Here is a 17,708-nt window from a genome sequence, read left to right as displayed (position 1 = left end):
GCGGGACAAGCCCGCGATGAGCGCAACACCGATCCTCAGTCTGGAATGCGCAGCACCTGCCCGGGATAGATCTTGTCCGGATGTGACAACAACGGCTTGTTGGCCTCGAAGATCTTCTGGTATTTGCTGGCATCGCCATACTCGGCCTTGGCGATCGCACTCAGGGTGTCGCCCTTCTTCACCGTGACGAACCGGGCCGCCTGCGCCACCGGCCCGGTAACGGTGATCTGGTCATCCACCGATGCCACCCCGGCAATGTTGCCCGCCGCCAGGATGATCTTCTCCTTCTCCTCCTGACTCGCCACCTCGCCCTTGAGGATGACCTTGTCACCCTCTACGGTGGCCGAAATGTTCGGATTGCCCAGGCCCACGCTCTCCACGTGCTTCTTCAACTGTTCCTCGGCATTGGCATTGCCGGGGGTCAGCAGATCGATCAACTTCTCGCCGGCTTCCTTCACGAAACTGAACAGGCTCATGACGCGCTCCTTGTTGATGATTCCTCGGAACCTGAGAGTCTAGGCCAGGAATTCCCGCCACGCTCCACTGCGACCAATCGACGCGGTCTATCACGGCATCGACCCTAGCGATTAGACGCGGCGCGTCCACAAGCCTAGGCTTGTGCAAGTAAAAGCCGCCGGTGATCCGCCCCGATGAACAGCAAGCCTCCGGTCTGCGCGGCATCAACGCCCCTGTCACTGCCTGCCGCCAGCAACACCTACGACTACGTACAGCTCTCCGACCAGGCGAGCGACAGCACGCCCCTGGCCGAAGAAGTCGCCCTGGCGATCGTCTACAACGGCCTCAACCAGGCGGTGATGCTGGTCAGCCCGACCGATCTGGAAGACTTCGCCGTTGGCTTCAGCATTGGCAGCGGCATCGTTTCCAGCACTGAAGACATCTACGACCTGAAGCTCTCCGGCAGTGGTTCGGCGCTGTATGCCGACCTCGAGATCTCCAGCCGTGCGTTCTGGAACCTCAAGAACCAGCGCCGCCAGTTGGCCGGCACCAGCGGCTGCGGCCTGTGTGGCGTCGAGGCCCTGGAGCAGGCGTTGCCCGAACTCGAGGCTCTACCCGGCGCGCCCCTGCCGCCGGTGGAATGGCTCAAGGACCTGCGCCAGCGCATCGACGCCTTCCAGCCTCTGGGCCAGCACTGCGGCGCTGTTCATGCGGCGCTGTTCATGGACCGCCACGGCGAACTGCTGCTGGGCCGCGAAGACATCGGCCGGCACAACGCCCTCGACAAGCTGATCGGTGCCCTGCTGCGCCAGCGCATCGACACTCACGGCGGCCTGGCCATCGTCACCAGCCGCTGCAGCCTGGAGCTGATCCAGAAAGTCCTGCGTGCCGGCATCCAGACCCTGGTCAGCCTGTCGGCACCGACCGGCCTTGCCCTGCAATGGGCACGCAAGCACAACCTCAACCTCATCCATCTGCCCAAACACAGTGCACCGCGGGTATTCAGCCCAGCGGCGGAGTCGTAAAAGCCGTGACCTCCTTCGAGAAACTTCCAGACAACGCCCCCGCTTCCACCCCACGCTACAAGCCCTACCACGGCCCAGCCGGCGGCTGGGGCGCACTGCGCAGCGTGGCCAAGGCCTGGGTCGGCAGCGACAACGCGCTGAAGAACCTACGTGCACTCCTCAAGACCAACCAGAACGGCGGCTTCGACTGCCCTGGCTGCGCCTGGGGCGACTCGCCCGAGAGCGGCATGGTCAAGTTCTGCGAGAACGGCGCCAAGGCCGTCAACTGGGAGGCCACCAAGCGTCGCGTCGACGCTGCCTTCTTCGCTCGCTACAGCGTCAGTGCGCTGCTCGAGCAGAGCGACTACTGGCTCGAGTACCAGGGCCGCCTGACCGAGCCGATGGTCTATGACCCGACCAGCGACCGTTACCAGCCGATTGCCTGGGATGCAGCCTTCGAGCTGATCGCCAGCCACCTCAAGGCGCTGAAGTCACCAGACCAGGCCGAGTTCTATACCTCCGGGCGGGCCAGCAACGAGGCGGCGTACCTGTACCAACTGTTCGTGCGCGCCTTCGGCACCAACAACTTCCCTGACTGCTCGAACATGTGCCACGAGGCCAGCGGCGTGGCCCTGGGGCAAAGCGTCGGCGTCGGCAAGGGTACCGTCACCTACGACGACTTCGAACATGCCGACGCGATCTTCGTCCTGGGCCAGAACCCCGGCACCAACCATCCACGCATGCTCGACCCGCTGCGCGATGCCGTGAAGCGCGGCGCCCAGGTGGTCTGCGTCAACCCGCTCAAGGAGCGCGGCCTGGAACGCTTCCAGCACCCACAACATCCACTGGAGATGTTGCTCAACAGCGACCGGCCGACCAATACCGCATTCTTCCGCCCGGCACTGGGTGGCGACATGGCGTTGCTGCGCGGCATGGCCAAGTTCCTGCTGCAGTGGGAGCGTGAGGCTCAAGCCAATGGCGAGCCGGCGATCTTCGATCATGTGTTCATCGCCGAGCACGGCCAAGGCGTGAACGAGTACCTGGCGGTGGTCGATGCCACGCCGTGGGAGCAGATCGTCGAACAGTCAGGCCTGACCCTCGACGATATCGAGTTGTCGGCACGCATGTACTGCAAAGGCAAACGCGTGATCATGTGCTGGGCGATGGGGATCACCCAGCACCGCCACTCGGTGCCGACCATCCAGGAAATCGTCAACCTGATGCTGCTGCGCGGCAACATCGGTGTGCCTGGCGCCGGCCTGTGCCCGGTACGCGGCCACAGCAACGTACAGGGCGACCGCACCATGGGCATCAACGAGCGCCCGCCGGTAGCGCTGCTCGATGCCATCGAGAAGCGCTTCGGCTTCCCGGTGCCACGCAGCAACGGTCACAACACGGTCGAGGCGATCCACGCCATGCTCGAAGGCCGGGCCAAGGTGTTCATCGGGCTGGGCGGCAACTTCGCCCAGGCCACCCCGGATACCGAGCGCACCGCCCAGGCCCTGCGCAACTGTGCGCTGACCGTGCACATCAGCACCAAGCTCAACCGCAGCCACCTGATCCATGGCCAGCAGGCATTGATCCTGCCGTGCCTGGGCCGCACCGATATCGACCTGCAGGCCGAAGGCCCGCAAGCGGTCACGGTGGAAGACTCGTTCAGCATGGTCCACGCCTCCAACGGCCAGTTGCGCGCGCTGTCCAAGCAGATGCGCTCGGAACCTGCGGTGGTCGCAGGCATCGCCGCCGCCACCCTGGGCAACCATCCTGTGGACTGGAACTGGGTAGTGGCCGACTACGATCGGATCCGCGACCTGATCGCCGATACCATCCCCGGTTTTGCCGACTTCAACCAGCGCCTGAACCTGCCGGGTGGTTTCTACTTGGGCAACAGCGCAGGCAGCCGCCAGTGGAAGACCGCGAGCGGCCGCGCCAACTTCAAGCCCAACCTGCTGCCCGACACCCTGCTCGACGAACGCGTGCGCGCCAGCGGCCAGGTGCCTGACCTGATCATGCAGTCGATGCGTTCGCACGATCAGTACAACACCACCATCTATGGCCTGGACGACCGCTACCGCGGCGTGCGCGGCCAGCGCGAGGTGCTGTTCGCCAACGAGGCGGACATCATTCGCCTGGGCTTCCAGCCAGGGCAGAAGGTCGACATCGTGTCGTTGTGGGGCGATGAGCATGTGCGTCGGGTGGAGGGTTTCACCCTGCTGGCTTTCGACATTCCGGCGGGGCAGGCAGCCGCCTACTACCCCGAGGTGAATCCGCTGGTTCCGCTGGAGAGCATCGGCGACGGCAGCCACACGCCAACCTCGAAGTTCATCGCCATCAAGCTCGAGGCGGCGCGCGGGAACGGGCGTATCATCTGAAAGGCGCGGGCCGTCCCGCGCTGACGGCCGACCAGAAAACAAAAAGCCCCGGCGTAGTAACCGGGGCTTTTTGTTGTCTCAAGTAACCTGAGACCGACAAAAACGAATAAAGTTTCATAGCCAAATCAGCAAGTTAGGAAATTGTGTACAACTCGTGCTACTCGTCGGATTTCCATTGCCAGCCGCTTCGCCGAGCCTCAAATTTCGCCTCGTCATCCCTCTGAGGCTCTCTTGATGAAGAAGTACTCCTCGATTCTGTTGTTGTCTTTTGGTCTGCTCAGCGGCGTTGCCATGGCAGGCGGCACCACCGAGGCCGGCATTGGCGGCGCATTGGGTGGGGTACTGGGCTCGGTGGTCGGCCAGTCCATCGGCGGCAACACCGGCTCGGCCATTGGCGCGGGCCTGGGTGGTGCGGCGGGCAGTGCCGTCGGTGCCGACAAGCGCCAGCGTGGTGAAGCCGCCATTGGTGGTGCCCTGGGCGCGGCGGGCGGTAACGTCGTCGGCCGCCAGGTTGGCGGCAGCACCGGTAGCCTGATCGGCGCAGCCGCAGGTGGCGGTGCCGGCGGTGCGCTCGGCAACTACATGGGCAACAAGGCCGACGAAGACGACCGTCACGACCGCGATCGTGACCGGCGTTACCGCCGTGGCGACGACCGTCGCCATTGGGACAACGGCCATCACTATGGCCATCGCAAGCACAAGCGCCACTGGCGTGACTGATCGGCGTCCATTCACCTACGCCTGATGCCTAAGGCCCCGCCCTCACCCGGCGGGGCCTTTGCATTCTGGCAGGTCGAGGGCTTAAGGGACACCCCGATATGGAGGCAACTAGCCACTAGCTATCATTTCCCACCGCCATCACAACAGGGGACGCAGGGAATGCGCACGAGCCTCGTCGATCCAATACGCCAGCCCGACGCCGGGGAAGCAGAAGGATGACGGACGATACGCGCCCGCCACGCCTCGACCACGCCTGCTTCCAGCGCATCCGCCAGCGGGTTTCCCAGGCCACCGGCCTGCAACTGGCAGACGATCGCCAGAACGTGGTCGCCCATCGGCTGCATGCACGCTTGCGGTTACACCGGCTGGCGAGCTTCGAGGCCTACCTCGACCTGATCGATGCACACCCCAGCGAACAGACGCACCTGCTGCACCTGCTCATCGCCCGGGACACCTACTTCTTTCGCGAACACCGCCACTTCGAACAGTTGCTGCGCTGGCTTCCCACACTTGCTCATCCTGCGCGCCTGTGGAGTGCGGCCTGTGCCAGTGGCGAAGAAGCCTGGAGCCTGGCCATGGTCGCGCAACAAAGCACATCCGCCGGCTGGCAGGTGCTGGCCAGCGACTACGACAGCGCACTGCTGCGACAGGCTGAGGCCGGTGTCTACGACATCGCCCAGGCCCGCTACTTTCCCCATGGCTGGCTGGACCGCCATTGCCTGTGTGGCGCCGACGAAGCAGCCGGTCGTCTACGTATCGCACCGGGCCTGCGCGAACGGGTACGCTTCGAGACAATCAACCTGATCAAGCCATTGCCGACCGATCTGGGCGAGTTCGATGTGATCCTGCTACGCAACCTGCTCGCGGGCTTCGACGCGCGATGCAAGGCCGATGTCCTGCTGCGCCTGATGCCTCACCTGCGTCCGGGCGGACTGCTGATGATCGGCCACAGCGAAAGCATCCACGGCCTGGATCTGCCCCTGCGGCCACTACTGCCGTCGGTGTTCGAACGCCTATGATGAATAGCACTGCCGCATCGAACGGCAGACAAGGACTGGTCGCGCCCCCGCGCGGCAGTGCGCTTGTGGATCGAGCAGGCCTGCCGCCCCCCATCCCTTGCGAAACAGGCCTTGACCCATGCCCTGCCGAATCCTGCTTGCCGACGACTCGCCACTTTTCCGCGCCGGCCTGCGCGCCCTGCTCGAACAGAAGAAGGAATATGCCGTGGTCGGAGACACCAACGACGGCATGAGCGCCGTGGCGCTGGCGGAGAAGCTGCGGCCGGAGATCGTCGTGCTCGATATGAACAGCGATGCGCTGGATTGTCAGCAGGTGTTGCAGGAGCTGTTCATCCGGGTTCCGGCCACACGCGTGCTGATGCTCTCGACCCGCTCGGAACTGGAGCATGTGATGAGTTGCCTGCAACTCGGCGCCCAGGGCTTCCTGCTCAAGAGCGCCACCGTCGCAGAATTCGAGCAGGCCTTGCAGACCTTACGCAGCGGCGGACAGTACCTTTCCTCGACAGTGCTGCCAATGGTCATCGGGCAGGCCCTCAAGCACAGTCGCAAACGTCCGCCCAGCCCCGCACAAGCGCCGCTGACCACGCGTCAGCTGGAAGTCCTGCGCCTGATCGCTCGCGGCGAGAGCACCCGCTCCATCGCCGATGGGCTGGGGCTGAGCATCAAGACCATCGAGGCCCATCGCTCGCAGATCATGCACCGCCTGCAGATCCACGATGTTCCAGGGTTGGTGCTGTTTGCCGTGCGCGAGGGGATCATCCGCCTCAACGATTGAGCGACAGCCCCGCCAGGATCAGTTGCAGGGTTTCCGGCAGCCCTGCCGGTTGCCCCGTGCTGCGCTCGATGAACACCTGTACCACGGTGCCCGCCGCACAGGGCTCGACCTCGCCCGGCCGGTACAACGCCAGGCGAAACTCCACTGTGCTGCCAGCAAGCCGGGTTACTCCCAGGCCAACCTCCAGCACATCGGGAAACCCGGGTAAGGCATAGAAATCCGCGGCAGAACTGACCACGAACCCGGCCAGCTCACCGTCGCGCAGGTCCAGCTCGGCCTGCTCGACGAGAAATGCCTGGATGGCCGTCTCGAAGAAGGCATGCACCGTGGAACCGCCAAGGTGGCCGTTGTGGTCGTTGTCCTGTGGACGTGTGAGGATGGGGTGGAAATGAGAAAAGGCGCTGCGTTGGATGGTCTCGGTCATGGGGTATCCAAGGCGGGTGGCAGGAAAGGGGAGCTTCCCACATCTGGTCTGGAAAACCATAGCCGCAAACACAGTGCTCGCTCGCCAGACATGAAAAAGCCGCCCCGAAGGGCGGCTTTTCACTGCGGGCAGTACAGCTTACAGCTGCGGGCCAGCGGCCTTGATGGCGTCGGAAACTTCGAACTTCTTGAAGTTTTCGATGAACAGCTTGGCCAGGCCTTTGGCGGCCTCGTCGTAAGCGGCCTTGTCAGCCCAGGTGGCGCGCGGGTTGAGCAGCTCGGTATCGACGCCTGGAACGAACTTCGGTACGTCCAGGTTGATGATGTCCAGGTGCTCGGTTTCAGCACCGACCAGAGCACCGCTCTGGATCGCGGCGATCACGCCACGGGTGGTCGGGATGCTGAAGCGCTTGCCAACACCGTAGCCACCGCCGGTCCAGCCGGTGTTGACCAGGTAAACCTTGGAGTTGAAGCCGTTGATACGCTTGATCAGCAGCTCGGCGTACTCGCCTGCAGGACGGGCGAAGAACGGCGCGCCGAAGCAGGTGGAGAAGGTCGACTTGATGCCGCCGCCCGAACCCATTTCGGTGGAGCCGACCAGCGCGGTGTAGCCCGACAGGAAGTGGTAGGCCGCCTGCTCGTTGTTCAGGATCGACACCGGAGGCAGAACGCCGGTCAGGTCGCAGGTCAGGAAGATGACCGCGTTAGGCTCGCCACCCAGGTTGGCTTCGGCACGCTTGGCGACGTGCTCCAGTGGGTAGGCGGCACGGCTGTTCTGGGTCAGGCTGACATTGGTGTAGTCGGCGTGGCCAGCTTCGTCGATGACGACGTTTTCCAGCACCGCGCCATGCTTGATGGCTTTCCAGATGACCGGCTCGTTCTTCTCGGACAGGTCGATGCACTTGGCGTAGCAACCACCTTCCATGTTGAAGACGACGCCCTCGCCCCAACCGTGCTCGTCGTCACCGATCAGGTAACGGCTTTCGTCGGCGGAGAGGGTGGTCTTGCCGGTGCCGGACAGGCCGAAGAACAGGGTCACATCGCCTTCTTCGCCGATGTTGGCCGCGCAGTGCATCGGCAGCACGTCGACTTCCGGCAGCAGGAAGTTCTGTACCGAGAACATGGCCTTCTTCATTTCGCCGGCGTAGCGCATGCCAGCGATCAGCACTTTCTTCTGGGCGAAGTTGAGGATCACGCAACCATCGGAGTTGGTGCCGTCACGCTCTGGAACGCACTCGAAGTTGGCGACGTTGAGGATCTGCCACTGGTCGCGGCCGGCCGGGTTGAACTGGCCTTTTTCCGGATTGATGAACAGGCAACGGCCGAACAGGTTCTGCCAGGCGGTCTGGGTGGTCATCTTGACCGGCAGGTAGTGCTCGGCCGCGGCACCGACATGAACGTAGGAGACGAAGTGTTCCTGGGCGTTGTTGAACGCCTCGACGCGGTCCCACAGGGCATCGAACTTGTCGGCCGGGAACTTGCGGTTGATCGGGCCCCAGGCGATGGCGGCAGAGGTGCTCGGTTCATCGACGATGAAACGGTCAGCGGGCGAACGGCCAGTACGGTGACCGGTTTCCACGACCAGTGCGCCAGTATCGGCCAGCACGCCTTCACCGCGTTGCAGCGCATGTTTTACCAGCTCGTCGACGGTCAGGTCGGTGTACACGGTGTTGTTGGCTTGCGTCATGAGATACCCCATCCGGCCCGAGGCCGAGTGCTCCAAACGTTTTGTAGTGGCCTGTTTCAAACTACTACAGCGAAAAAAGTGGCCGGATTATGCCAGAAACGCCCAAAAAAAGTAGGCCCCTCCTGTCGTAACTGCGCTTTTACGCAATTAGACAGGAGAATCTCCTGTAGTGAAGCGTTTCAGTGGCGAGTTTCTGACGCCTCGTCCGTGCCACCACCCGCAAACAATTGCGCTACATCGCTGGCATCGAAGAAATACCGCTCGTTGCAGAACTGGCAATCGATCTCGACCTGGCCACCGCATTCCTCGACCAGCGCCTTGGCATCCGACTCGCCGAGGCTGACCAGGGCGTTGCCGGAACGCTCACGCGAGCAGCTGCAGTGAAAGCGCAGTGGCTCGATGTCGAAGAGGCGTACGGCGTCCTCGTGATAGAGGCGGTGCAGGAGGGTTTCGTTGCCTTCGGCCCACTCTTCGGGCTTCAGCGTGCTGGCCATGGCCACGACGTGTTGCCAGCTGTCTTCGCGCTCTTCTTCATCACGCTGGCGGTCGACCGGCAACTGCTGCAGCAGCAGGCCACGGGCTTTGCCCGTCGAGGTGTCGAGCCAGAAGCGCGTGTTGAGCTGCTGGGATTGCACGAAGTAGTTGGTGAAGCATTCGGACAGGTTGGCGCCATCGAGCTCGACGGTGCCTTGGTAGCGCTGACCCTTGACCGGGTCGATGGTCAGCGTGAGGTGGCCATCAGGCATCAGGTCCGCCAGGGTCGCGTCAGCCGCGATCTGCTCGGCCTCGTAACGCGCCATGCCGCGGATGTCGCGCTCGCCCGAGCACTCCACCATCAGCAGCGGGATTGGCCCTTGCGAGCGCGCTTGCAGGATCAGCAGGCCATCGAACTTGAGTGCGCCGACCAGCAGCGAGGTGGCAGCCATCAGCTCACCCAGCAGAGCGGCAACCGGCTGCGGATAAGGGTGACGGGCAAGCACTTCGCTGTAGCTCTTGTCGAGCTCGACCCATTCGCCGCGCACATCGCGCTCTTCGAACAGGAAGCGTTGGGTGAAATCGGTATCCGGTAAATCGCTCATGGTTTTGGCTATCTGAAAATTCTGAAAAGAGTGACAAAATGATTACAGGAGCCTACAAAGGCCCGTGTTAAAGCGCGCACGACGCGCGGAAATTCAGCTGGCAATTGAGGTATTTTATGGATAATCGGCCACTGTTCCAAGAAAAGTGGTCCTGGGGACCTCTGGCAGCCTGCACTTTACTGCCGATCGCTCTACTGTGTTTCTGGTTGTGGCCGTTTGGCCAGATCCTGTTCCTGACTTTCGACGAGTGGCTATTCCGTGCACTCAACGGCCCACTGGCAGACAGCACCACCTGGCGCTACATCTGGACCTTGGGCAGCCTGCGCCCCTTCGACATCGTCGTCGGTCTGATCCTGCTCCTGCTGCTGATCAAGGGCGACTGGGTGTTCAAGGCCGTGCAGGTACGGCAGGCATTCTTCGGCTTTTTCGTCAGCCTGCTCCTCTTAGTGGTGGTTCGCGCGCTGTTTTCCAAGTGGGTGGATGCATCCGGATGGCAGCATGACAGCCCGTCGATCGTATTCGACGACGCCGTGCGCCTGAGCCACTACTACCCGAACCTTGAAGCCCACTGGGAACTGAAGGACCGTTCCAGCAAGAGCTTCCCGGGCGATCACGCCTCGGTACTGCTCCTCTGGGCGCTGTTCATGAGTCTGTTCAGTCGCCGGCTGGTGCAAAGCCTGGTGATCTGGGGGCTGGCCGTGCTGTTCATGCTGCCGCGTCTGGTCGCTGGCGCGCACTGGGGGCAGGATGACTACATCGGTGGTCTGGGGATGGCATTACTGGCTCTGGGCTGGACCGTGCATACACCTCTGGCGGCCAAGGCCAGCGCGGCACTGGTGCGCTGGACCTCACCGCTGTTCAGGGTACTCGGCAAGCTGCCGCTGATCGGGCGCATGAGCGTGATGCGTACAGCCTTCTAAGCGCAACTGACGGCGCAGGTCTACTCGAAACTGCCATGCAGTTGGTGGATCTGCCGCCGTTGCTTCTTGTTGGGCCGGCCGTCGGTGGTCACACCCATCGCCCCGGCCTTGCGCAGTTCGGCGGCCTGCTCGCGGCGCTTCACGCTGTCGGCGGTTTCCTCGTAGAGGGTCTGCGCCTCGGGCGCCCCACGACGCACCACCGACAGCGCCTTGACCACCACGGTCTTCTCGTCGAAACCGGTGCGCAGCACGAACTCGTCACCTACCCGCGGTTCCTTGCCCGGTTTGCAGCGCTCACCACGGCAATGCACCTTGCCACTCTCGATCGCCGCCTTGGCCAGCGCACGCGTCTTGTAGAAGCGCGCCGCCCACAGCCATTTGTCCAGGCGGACCTTGTCGTCGTCTTCCGCTTTCTGTGCCATCCCTCTACCTCGAATTCTGTCTTTAACGGAACTGTACTACCGTAACTGTCGGATGCAAAAAGTCCGCGCCATGCTTACAGTTCACCACCTCATTCGCAGGGTGTGCTTCGTGAAAACATTTGACCATCTGACAGTGATCGGCCTGCGCGAGTGGATCGCCCTGCCCGACCTCGGTCTCGCCGGGCTTCGGGCCAAGATCGACACCGGCGCCAGCACCTCCAGCCTGCACGCCACCGACATCGAACCCTTCGAGCGCGACGGCCAGTCCTGGGTACGTTTCACCGCGCACCTGGGTTCTGTAGTGCAACTGCGTCATCGCCGCTGCGAAGCGCCTCTGGTGACCATGAAAACCATCAAGAGCTCCAACGGCCATGCCCAGACCCGCTATGTGATCCGAACGCCACTGGCATTGGGCGACCGGGTCTGGGAAGTGGAATTCACCCTGGCTTGCCGCAAGAGCATGCGCTATCGGTTGTTACTTGGATCGAAAGCCTTGGTCCACGGTCAACTGGTCGTCAACCCCGGCCTCAAGTACGTTCAGGACAAACCGGCCTTCCCGGCCACTCTCTCCCCTGTCACAGGTGCTGCATGAAGATCGCCGTGCTTTCGCGCAACCCGCGTCTGTATTCCACCCGCCGCCTGGTCGAAGCCGGCACCCAGCGCGGCCATGAAATGGTCGTGATCGACACCCTGCGCGCCTACATGAACATCGCCAGCCACAAGCCGCAGATCCACTATCGCGGCAAACCGCTGGAAGGTTTCGATGCAGTGATCCCGCGTATCGGCGCCTCGGTAACCTTCTATGGCTGCGCAGTGCTGCGCCAGTTCGAGATGATGGGCGTCTACCCACTCAATGAATCGGTGGCCATCGCCCGCTCGCGCGACAAGCTGCGCTCTTTGCAATTGCTGTCACGCCGTGGCATCGGTCTGCCGATCACAGGTTTCGCTCACTCGCCGGATGACATTCCCGACCTGATCCAGATGGTCAATGGTGCACCGCTGGTGATCAAGGTGCTCGAAGGCACCCAGGGCATCGGCGTGGTGCTGTGCGAAACGACCAAGGCTGCCGAGTCGGTCATCGAAGCGTTCATGGGCCTGAAGCAGAACATCATGGTCCAGGAATACATCAAGGAGGCTGGCGGCGCCGACATCCGCTGCTTCGTGGTTGGTGACAAGGTCATCGCCTCGATGAAGCGCCAGGCCAAGCCCGGTGAGTTCCGCTCCAACCTGCACCGCGGTGGAGTGGCCAGCCTGATCAAGATCACCCCCGAGGAACGCATGACGGCCATTCGCGCGGCCAAGGTCATGGGCCTCAGCGTGGCTGGTGTGGATATCCTGCGCTCCAATCATGGCCCGCTGGTGATGGAGGTGAATTCGTCGCCGGGGCTGGAGGGCATCGAAGTCACCACCGGCAAGAACGTTGCCGGGATGATCATCGAACACCTGGAGAAGAACGGCGGACCGAACCAGACCCGGACCAAAGGCAAGGGTTGATTCGAAATCGTGTCGGTCTCTTCGCGGCTTTAGCCATAAAGAGACCACAGAACCTCACACGGCATCGCGCGGCAGCAACAGCCCCAAAGGCAAGCGGACGCGCGCCTCGATCCCGCCACCGGAGCGGTTGCGCAACTCGACATTGCCGCCATGCTGGGCGGCGATCCGCTTGACGATCGCCAGGCCCAGCCCGGTGCCCTTGCCCCCACGTGCACGGTCGCCCCGAATGAACGGATTGAAGATGGTCTCCAGTTCCGATTCGTCGATCCCCGTGCCCCGGTCCAGCACGCTGAGTACCACGTACGGCGCCCCCTGCTCACCTGACACATAAGCCGCCACCTCGACGCCCTTGCCCGCATGGTGCAGGGCATTGCCGATCAGGTTGCCCAGCATGCGCTTGAGCGACACGCGCCGTAGCGGGAAGGGTGGAATAGGCTCCAGGCACAGGCGCACGCGCTCTTCGGGCTGGTTATACGGCGCCACCACCTCGCGAATCAGATCACCCAGGTCGACCTCCTCCACCGGCTCGTCGCGGCCATCGCGAATGAAGGCCAGGAACTGGTCGAGAATGGCGTCCATGTCTTCGATGTCGCGCACCATGTCGTCGCTGAGCTCACTTTCGTTCCCCATCAGCGACAGCGACAGCCGTAGCCGGGTCAATGGCGTACGCAGGTCGTGGGAGACACCCGCCAGCATGAGCTCGCGTTCGCGCCCGGCCTGCTCGACATCCTCGGCCATCTGGTTGAACGCACGGTACACCTCGGTCATCTCGCTGGGTGTATCGCTGATGGGCAGGCGCACGCTGCGCCCCTGCCCGAGCTGGCGGGCAGCGAACACCAGGCGTTTGAGCGGCTGGTTGAGCTGGCGCACGAAGATCCAGGCCGACGCGGTGGACAGCAGGCCGATGGCCAGGAACCAACCGAGCACGTTCCAGATCTTCTGCCCGCGCAACGGGTGCGGATACAACGGCACCTTCAGCCAACCCGGCCCCAGGCTCGGCGCATTGACCCACAGTGCCGGCGGCGCATGGATGCGCAGGCGTACCTCGGTATCCTCGCCCAGCTCAGCCTGCATCTGGCGCTGGTAGATCTCGCTGTACGGCCAGTGCTGCTCACCCTCCGGCACACCCGAGCCGGTCACGCGGATCAGACCGGCCGCCTCGGCGATCTGGTCGCGGTTCTCTTCATCGGCCGCCCAATAGGCACGCAAGGTCAGCGCCACACCGTGGCTGTACTGGCGGTCGACCAGAACGTCCTCGTTCATCAGCAGGTACACCAGCGTCAGCGCCTTGGAAAACAGGACGACGATCAGTACCAGCCACAAGGTGCGGGCGAAGAAGCTTTGCGGAAACCAGAGAGGCGTTTTCATTGGCGACGATTACTGCACGGCGGGAACAAGCAAGGCGGGGACCACAGACGAAAACAGGGCGACCCTTGCGGGCCGCCCTGCCGTGTCATGGCAGCGGTTCATTTCCCGGCATTTCCGTCCGGCACGAAGACATAACCCACACCCCAGACCGTCTGGATGTAGCGAGGCTTCGATGGATCGGGCTCGATCATGCGGCGCAGACGTGAGATCTGCACGTCGATGGAGCGCTCCAGGGCGTCCCACTCACGGCCGCGGGCCAGGTTCATCAATTTGTCGCGGGTCAGCGGTTCGCGAGCATGCATGACCAGAGCCTTGAGCACGGCGAATTCACCGGTCGTGAGCATGTGCACTTCATCGCCGCGCTTGAGTTCGCGGGTCGCCAGCGACAGCTCGTAGTCGCCGAACGTGACGGTTTCTTCCTCGCTGCCCGGGGCGCCAGGAACGCTCGGAGCCTGGCGCCGCAGCACGGCCTTGACCCGCGCGACCAGCTCGTCGGGGTTGAACGGCTTGGCGAGATAATCGTCAGCGCCCAGTTCAAGGCCCTTGATGCGGCTAAGCTCGTCGCCCTTGGCGGTGAGCATGATGATCGGGATCTGGTTGTTCGCCGCGCGCAGGCGGCGGCAGGCGGAGAGGCCGTCTTCACCCGGCAGCATGAGATCGAGCACCACCAGGTTGAACACTTCACGGGCCAGCAGGCGGTCCATCTGCTCGACGTTCGGCACGGCGCGGGCACGGAAGCCCTTGCTGGTGAAGAAACGCTCCAGCAGGCTGCTCAGCCCCGGATCGTCGTCAACGATGAGAATCTTTTCGCCTTCAGCAATGTTTGCGGTGCTGGTCATCAATAACTCCTCTGATATCGCCGCGCATTATGGCGTAGCCATTGCGACGCGTGCCGTGTGCATTGTTAGCAGATTTTTCCCCGGGTGCCACTTCTCGCTCGACACACATGGCTCAGCGCCATCACCGCAAGCCGGACTCGATGGGTATAATGCGCGGCTTTCATCCAGTGCCGCCGGGCCTGAACCCCCACTGCGGCCTTAGTATTCACTATTTGTCAGGTGGTTCTCATGGACAGCATCAACAGCCGTATCGCCGAGGAACTGGGCGTGCGCCCACAACAGGTCGAGGCGGCCGTGGGCCTGTTGGACGAAGGCTCGACGGTGCCCTTCATCGCCCGTTACCGCAAGGAAGTGACCGGCAGCCTGGACGATACGCAACTGCGCCACCTGGAAGAGCGCCTGCGTTACCTGCGTGAACTCGACGAGCGCCGCGCCAGCATCCTGGCCAGCATCGAGGAGCAGGGCAAGCTGACCCCGGAACTGGCCCGCGAGATCAAGCTCGCCGACACCAAGACCCGCCTCGAAGACCTTTACCTGCCTTACAAGCAAAAGCGCCGCACCAAGGGCCAGATCGCCCTGGAAGCCGGCCTGGGTGAACTGGCCGACGGCCTGTTCGACGACCCGCAGCGCGACCCTGACAGCGAAGCCGCGCGCTTCGTCGACGCCGATAAAGGCGTCGCCGACGTCAAGGCCGCCCTCGAAGGCGCCAAGTACATCCTCATGGAGCGCTTCGCCGAAGACGCCGCCCTGCTCGACAAACTGCGCGGTTTCCTCAAGCAGGAGGCGGTGCTCACCGCGCGCGTGGTGCCGGGTAAGGAAGAGGAAGGCGCCAAGTTCCGCGACTACTTCGCCCACGACGAACTGCTGCGCAACGCCCCGTCGCACCGCGCCCTGGCGATCTTCCGCGGTCGCAACGAAGGCGTGCTGAGCGCCTCGCTCAAGGTCGGCGAGGAACTACCGGGCACCCTGCACCCGTGCGAGCTGATGATCGCCAGCCACGTTGGTATCGAAAACCGCGGCCGCCCGGCCGACAAATGGCTGGGCGAGGTGGTGCGCTGGACCTGGAAGGTCAAGCTCTACACCCACCTGGAAACCGACCTGTTCGGCGAGCTGCGCGACAACGCCGAAAGCGAGGCGATCAACGTCTTCGCCCATAACCTGCACGACCTGCTGTTGGCCGCCCCCGCCGGCCCGCGTGCGACCCTGGGCTTCGACCCGGGCCTGCGCACTGGCTGCAAGGTCGCGGTAGTCGATGCCACCGGCAAGCTGCTGGACTACACCACCGTCTACCCGCACGCACCGAAAAACGACTGGGACCGCACCCTCGCCGTACTGGCGGCCCTGTGCGCCAAGCATTCGGTGGAGCTGATCGCCATCGGCAACGGCACCGCCAGCCGCGAAAGCGACAAACTGATCGCTGACCTGGTGAAAAAATACCCGGCACTGCAGATCACCAAGATCATGGTCTCCGAAGCGGGCGCCTCGGTGTATTCAGCGTCCGAACTGGCTGCCCGCGAATTCCCCGATCTCGACGTCTCGATCCGCGGCGCGGTGTCGATTGCCCGTCGCCTGCAGGACCCGCTGGCCGAACTGGTGAAGATCGATCCGAAGTCCATCGGGGTAGGCCAGTACCAGCACGATGTGTCGCAGGTGAAATTGGCGCGCGGCCTGGACGCTGTGGTCGAGGACTGCGTGAACGCCGTGGGCGTGGACGTCAACACCGCCTCGGTGGCCTTGCTGACCCGCATCTCCGGCCTCAATGCGACGCTGGCACAGAACATCGTCGCCCACCGCGACGCCAACGGCCCGTTCGCCACCCGGGCGGCACTGAAGAAAGTCAGCCGCCTCGGCGAGAAGACCTTCGAGCAGGCCGCAGGCTTCCTGCGCGTGATGAACGGTGACAATCCGCTGGACGCCTCTGCCGTACACCCCGAAGCCTATCCGCTGGTACAACGCATCGCCGCCGACACCGGCCGCGATATCCGCTCGCTGATCGGCGACAGCAGCTTCCTCAAGCGCCTCGACCCGAAGAAATTCACCGACGAATCCTTCGGCCTGCCGACCGTCACCGACATCCTCCAGGAGCTGGACAAGCCCGGCCGCGACCCGCGCCCTGAGTTCAAGACCGCGACCTTCCAGGATGGCGTCGAGGACCTCAAGGACCTGGAGCCCGGCATGATCCTCGAAGGCGTGGTGACCAACGTCACCAACTTCGGCGCCTTCGTCGACATCGGCGTGCACCAGGATGGCCTGGTGCACATCTCGGCGCTGTCGGAGAAGTTCGTCAAGGATCCGCGCGAAGCGGTCAAGGCCGGCGACGTGGTCAAGGTCAAGGTCATGGAAGTGGACATCCCGCGCAAGCGCGTAGGCCTGTCCATGCGCATGAGCGATACCCCAGGCGAGAAGGTCGAAGGCAACCGTGGCGGCCCACGCGGCAACGGCGGCAACCGTTCGCAACAGGCACCACGCCCGCGCGAAACCGCCACCGCCGTGCCGGCCAACAACGCCATGGCCGCGCTGTTCGCCAACGCCAAGCAGTTGAAGAAGAAGTGATGGACGTCCCGAAGGAATACGTCGAAAGCGCCTTCAGCCAGCTCCTGGGCTGCCGCCTGCAACGCCTGGACACAGGCGTTGCCGAGGTGGCCCTGGCGCTGGAACCACACCTGCGCAACCGTGGCCAGAAACTGCACGGCGGGGCGATCTTCAGCCTGGTGGACATCGCCATGGGCCTGGCCTGCTCGGCCAGCCATGGCTTCGACCAGCAAAGCGTGACCATCGAATGCAAGATCAACTACATGCGCGCTGTCAGCGACGGCGAAGTGCTGTGCACCGCCCGGGTGATACACGCAGGGCGGCGCACGCTGGTGGTCGACGCCGACGTGCTCCAGGGCGACAAGCTGGTGGCCAAGGCACAGGGAACCTTCGCGGTTCTCTAGCTGCCCGAGTGATAACTGCGGTATTTTTGCCGGTATTGGTCGGGCGCTGTCACTGACCCTATCGCGGGACAAGCCCGCTCCCACAGGTGCCTCGGTGCTTTTGTGGGAGCGGGCTTGTCACGCGATGGGTTCGGCAAGGCCCCGAAGTATCTGCGCTACCAGCACCGGAACCGCGTAAACCAGGCGACAACGCC

The 17,708-nt window shown here is 63.4% G+C and carries 17 protein-coding genes; 10 read left to right on the top strand and 7 right to left on the bottom strand.

Annotated features, from left to right (window positions below; translation table 11 throughout):
* Positions 1-35: 35 nt before the first annotated feature.
* Positions 36-476: a peptidoglycan-binding protein LysM gene (gene lysM, locus ACMGGG_RS25325; protein WP_054891686.1), complete on the bottom strand. Its 441-nt coding sequence runs from the start codon at positions 474-476 to the stop codon at positions 36-38.
* 174 nt (positions 477-650) lie between these two features.
* Between lysM and fdhD the strand changes: the two genes are divergently transcribed.
* The 5 genes from fdhD to ACMGGG_RS25300 all read left to right on the top strand — a co-directional run bounded on the left by fdhD (position 651) and on the right by ACMGGG_RS25300 (position 6,346).
* A complete protein-coding gene (gene fdhD, locus ACMGGG_RS25320; protein ID WP_063542236.1) occupies positions 651-1,481 on the top strand; it encodes a formate dehydrogenase accessory sulfurtransferase FdhD in 831 nt (276 codons plus the stop codon).
* A 5-nt stretch (positions 1,482-1,486) separates the two neighbouring features.
* Positions 1,487-3,832, top strand: a complete 2,346-nt coding sequence (locus ACMGGG_RS25315) for an FdhF/YdeP family oxidoreductase (RefSeq protein WP_414154627.1) — start codon at positions 1,487-1,489, stop codon at positions 3,830-3,832.
* 234 nt (positions 3,833-4,066) lie between these two features.
* A complete protein-coding gene (locus ACMGGG_RS25310; RefSeq protein WP_054891683.1) occupies positions 4,067-4,552 on the top strand; it encodes a YMGG-like glycine zipper-containing protein in 486 nt (161 codons plus the stop codon).
* A gap of 215 nt (positions 4,553-4,767) precedes the next feature.
* Positions 4,768-5,571: a CheR family methyltransferase gene (locus tag ACMGGG_RS25305; RefSeq protein WP_063542232.1), complete on the top strand. Its 804-nt coding sequence runs from the start codon at positions 4,768-4,770 to the stop codon at positions 5,569-5,571.
* Between the two features lie 118 nt (positions 5,572-5,689).
* Positions 5,690-6,346, top strand: coding sequence for a response regulator (locus ACMGGG_RS25300; protein WP_063542230.1), 657 nt, complete (start codon positions 5,690-5,692; stop codon positions 6,344-6,346).
* Here ACMGGG_RS25300 and ACMGGG_RS25295 read toward each other — a convergent pair.
* From ACMGGG_RS25295 to hslO, 3 genes are all read right to left on the bottom strand, one after another.
* On the bottom strand, positions 6,336-6,770 hold the full coding sequence (locus tag ACMGGG_RS25295; protein WP_414154626.1) for an acyl-CoA thioesterase: 435 nt from the start codon (positions 6,768-6,770) through the stop codon (positions 6,336-6,338). The genes ACMGGG_RS25300 and ACMGGG_RS25295 overlap by 11 nt on opposite strands.
* Positions 6,771-6,908: 138 nt before the next feature.
* Positions 6,909-8,456 carry a phosphoenolpyruvate carboxykinase gene (locus ACMGGG_RS25290; RefSeq protein ID WP_065864462.1) on the bottom strand — a complete coding sequence of 516 codons (1,548 nt, stop codon included), beginning with the start codon at positions 8,454-8,456 and terminating at the stop codon, positions 6,909-6,911.
* 179 nt (positions 8,457-8,635) lie between these two features.
* Positions 8,636-9,535, bottom strand: coding sequence for an Hsp33 family molecular chaperone HslO (gene hslO / locus ACMGGG_RS25285; protein WP_125930986.1), 900 nt, complete (start codon positions 9,533-9,535; stop codon positions 8,636-8,638).
* 116 nt (positions 9,536-9,651) lie between these two features.
* Between hslO and ACMGGG_RS25280 the strand changes: the two genes are divergently transcribed.
* Positions 9,652-10,455 carry a phosphatase PAP2 family protein gene (locus ACMGGG_RS25280; RefSeq protein WP_063542224.1) on the top strand — a complete coding sequence of 268 codons (804 nt, stop codon included), beginning with the start codon at positions 9,652-9,654 and terminating at the stop codon, positions 10,453-10,455.
* A 20-nt stretch (positions 10,456-10,475) separates the two neighbouring features.
* Here ACMGGG_RS25280 and ACMGGG_RS25275 read toward each other — a convergent pair whose 3' ends face one another.
* Positions 10,476-10,877 carry an RNA-binding S4 domain-containing protein gene (locus tag ACMGGG_RS25275; protein WP_054891676.1) on the bottom strand — a complete coding sequence of 134 codons (402 nt, stop codon included), beginning with the start codon at positions 10,875-10,877 and terminating at the stop codon, positions 10,476-10,478.
* 109 nt (positions 10,878-10,986) lie between these two features.
* On the opposite strand from ACMGGG_RS25275, the gene ACMGGG_RS25270 reads away from it, so the two are divergent.
* Both ACMGGG_RS25270 and rimK read left to right on the top strand, forming a co-directional pair.
* On the top strand, positions 10,987-11,469 hold the full coding sequence (locus ACMGGG_RS25270) for an ATP-dependent zinc protease (RefSeq protein WP_063542222.1): 483 nt from the start codon (positions 10,987-10,989) through the stop codon (positions 11,467-11,469).
* Positions 11,466-12,371: a 30S ribosomal protein S6--L-glutamate ligase gene (rimK, locus tag ACMGGG_RS25265; protein ID WP_015268602.1), complete on the top strand. Its 906-nt coding sequence runs from the start codon at positions 11,466-11,468 to the stop codon at positions 12,369-12,371. Before ACMGGG_RS25270 ends, rimK begins: the two co-directional genes overlap by 4 nt.
* A 54-nt stretch (positions 12,372-12,425) precedes the next feature.
* On the opposite strand, the gene ACMGGG_RS25260 is transcribed toward rimK, so the two are convergent.
* Both ACMGGG_RS25260 and ompR read right to left on the bottom strand, forming a co-directional pair.
* Positions 12,426-13,739, bottom strand: coding sequence for an ATP-binding protein (locus ACMGGG_RS25260; protein WP_063542220.1), 1,314 nt, complete (start codon positions 13,737-13,739; stop codon positions 12,426-12,428).
* Between the two features lie 98 nt (positions 13,740-13,837).
* Positions 13,838-14,578, bottom strand: coding sequence for a two-component system response regulator OmpR (gene ompR, locus ACMGGG_RS25255; RefSeq protein ID WP_054891673.1), 741 nt, complete (start codon positions 14,576-14,578; stop codon positions 13,838-13,840).
* Positions 14,579-14,806: 228 nt separating this feature from the next.
* On the opposite strand from ompR, the gene ACMGGG_RS25250 reads away from it, so the two are divergent.
* The gene (locus ACMGGG_RS25250) at positions 14,807-17,131 is read left to right on the top strand and encodes a Tex family protein (protein ID WP_414154625.1); all 2,325 of its coding nucleotides are present in this window, start codon (positions 14,807-14,809) and stop codon (positions 17,129-17,131) included.
* Positions 17,131-17,514 (top strand): PaaI family thioesterase, encoded by a 384-nt coding sequence (locus ACMGGG_RS25245; protein WP_054891671.1) that lies wholly within the window; start codon positions 17,131-17,133, stop codon positions 17,512-17,514. The genes ACMGGG_RS25250 and ACMGGG_RS25245 overlap by 1 nt, the downstream gene beginning before the upstream one ends.
* Positions 17,515-17,708: the final 194 nt, after the last annotated feature.

Source organism: Pseudomonas sp. BNK-44-b (assembly GCF_047456245.1).
In the GTDB taxonomy this organism is placed as follows: Bacteria; Pseudomonadota; Gammaproteobacteria; order Pseudomonadales; family Pseudomonadaceae; genus Aquipseudomonas; species Aquipseudomonas machongensis.
This window is presented reverse-complemented; position numbering and strand designations above follow the sequence as displayed.

Bases quoted from the DNA above. Each gene is read 5' to 3' on its own strand.
- lysM (WP_054891686.1), bottom strand. From the start codon at position 476: ATGAGCCTGTTCAGTTTCGTGAAGGAAGCCGGCGAGAAGTTGATCGAT.
- fdhD (WP_063542236.1), top strand. From the start codon at position 651: ATGAACAGCAAGCCTCCGGTCTGCGCGGCATCAACGCCCCTGTCACTG.
- ACMGGG_RS25310 (WP_054891683.1), top strand. From the start codon at position 4,067: ATGAAGAAGTACTCCTCGATTCTGTTGTTGTCTTTTGGTCTGCTCAGC.
- ACMGGG_RS25305 (WP_063542232.1), top strand. From the start codon at position 4,768: ATGACGGACGATACGCGCCCGCCACGCCTCGACCACGCCTGCTTCCAG.
- ACMGGG_RS25300 (WP_063542230.1), top strand. From the start codon at position 5,690: ATGCCCTGCCGAATCCTGCTTGCCGACGACTCGCCACTTTTCCGCGCC.
- ACMGGG_RS25295 (WP_414154626.1), bottom strand. From the start codon at position 6,770: ATGACCGAGACCATCCAACGCAGCGCCTTTTCTCATTTCCACCCCATC.
- ACMGGG_RS25290 (WP_065864462.1), bottom strand. From the start codon at position 8,456: ATGACGCAAGCCAACAACACCGTGTACACCGACCTGACCGTCGACGAG.
- hslO (WP_125930986.1), bottom strand. From the start codon at position 9,535: ATGAGCGATTTACCGGATACCGATTTCACCCAACGCTTCCTGTTCGAA.
- ACMGGG_RS25280 (WP_063542224.1), top strand. From the start codon at position 9,652: ATGGATAATCGGCCACTGTTCCAAGAAAAGTGGTCCTGGGGACCTCTG.
- ACMGGG_RS25275 (WP_054891676.1), bottom strand. From the start codon at position 10,877: ATGGCACAGAAAGCGGAAGACGACGACAAGGTCCGCCTGGACAAATGG.
- rimK (WP_015268602.1), top strand. From the start codon at position 11,466: ATGAAGATCGCCGTGCTTTCGCGCAACCCGCGTCTGTATTCCACCCGC.
- ACMGGG_RS25260 (WP_063542220.1), bottom strand. From the start codon at position 13,739: ATGAAAACGCCTCTCTGGTTTCCGCAAAGCTTCTTCGCCCGCACCTTG.
- ompR (WP_054891673.1), bottom strand. From the start codon at position 14,578: ATGACCAGCACCGCAAACATTGCTGAAGGCGAAAAGATTCTCATCGTT.
- ACMGGG_RS25250 (WP_414154625.1), top strand. From the start codon at position 14,807: ATGGACAGCATCAACAGCCGTATCGCCGAGGAACTGGGCGTGCGCCCA.
- ACMGGG_RS25245 (WP_054891671.1), top strand. From the start codon at position 17,131: ATGGACGTCCCGAAGGAATACGTCGAAAGCGCCTTCAGCCAGCTCCTG.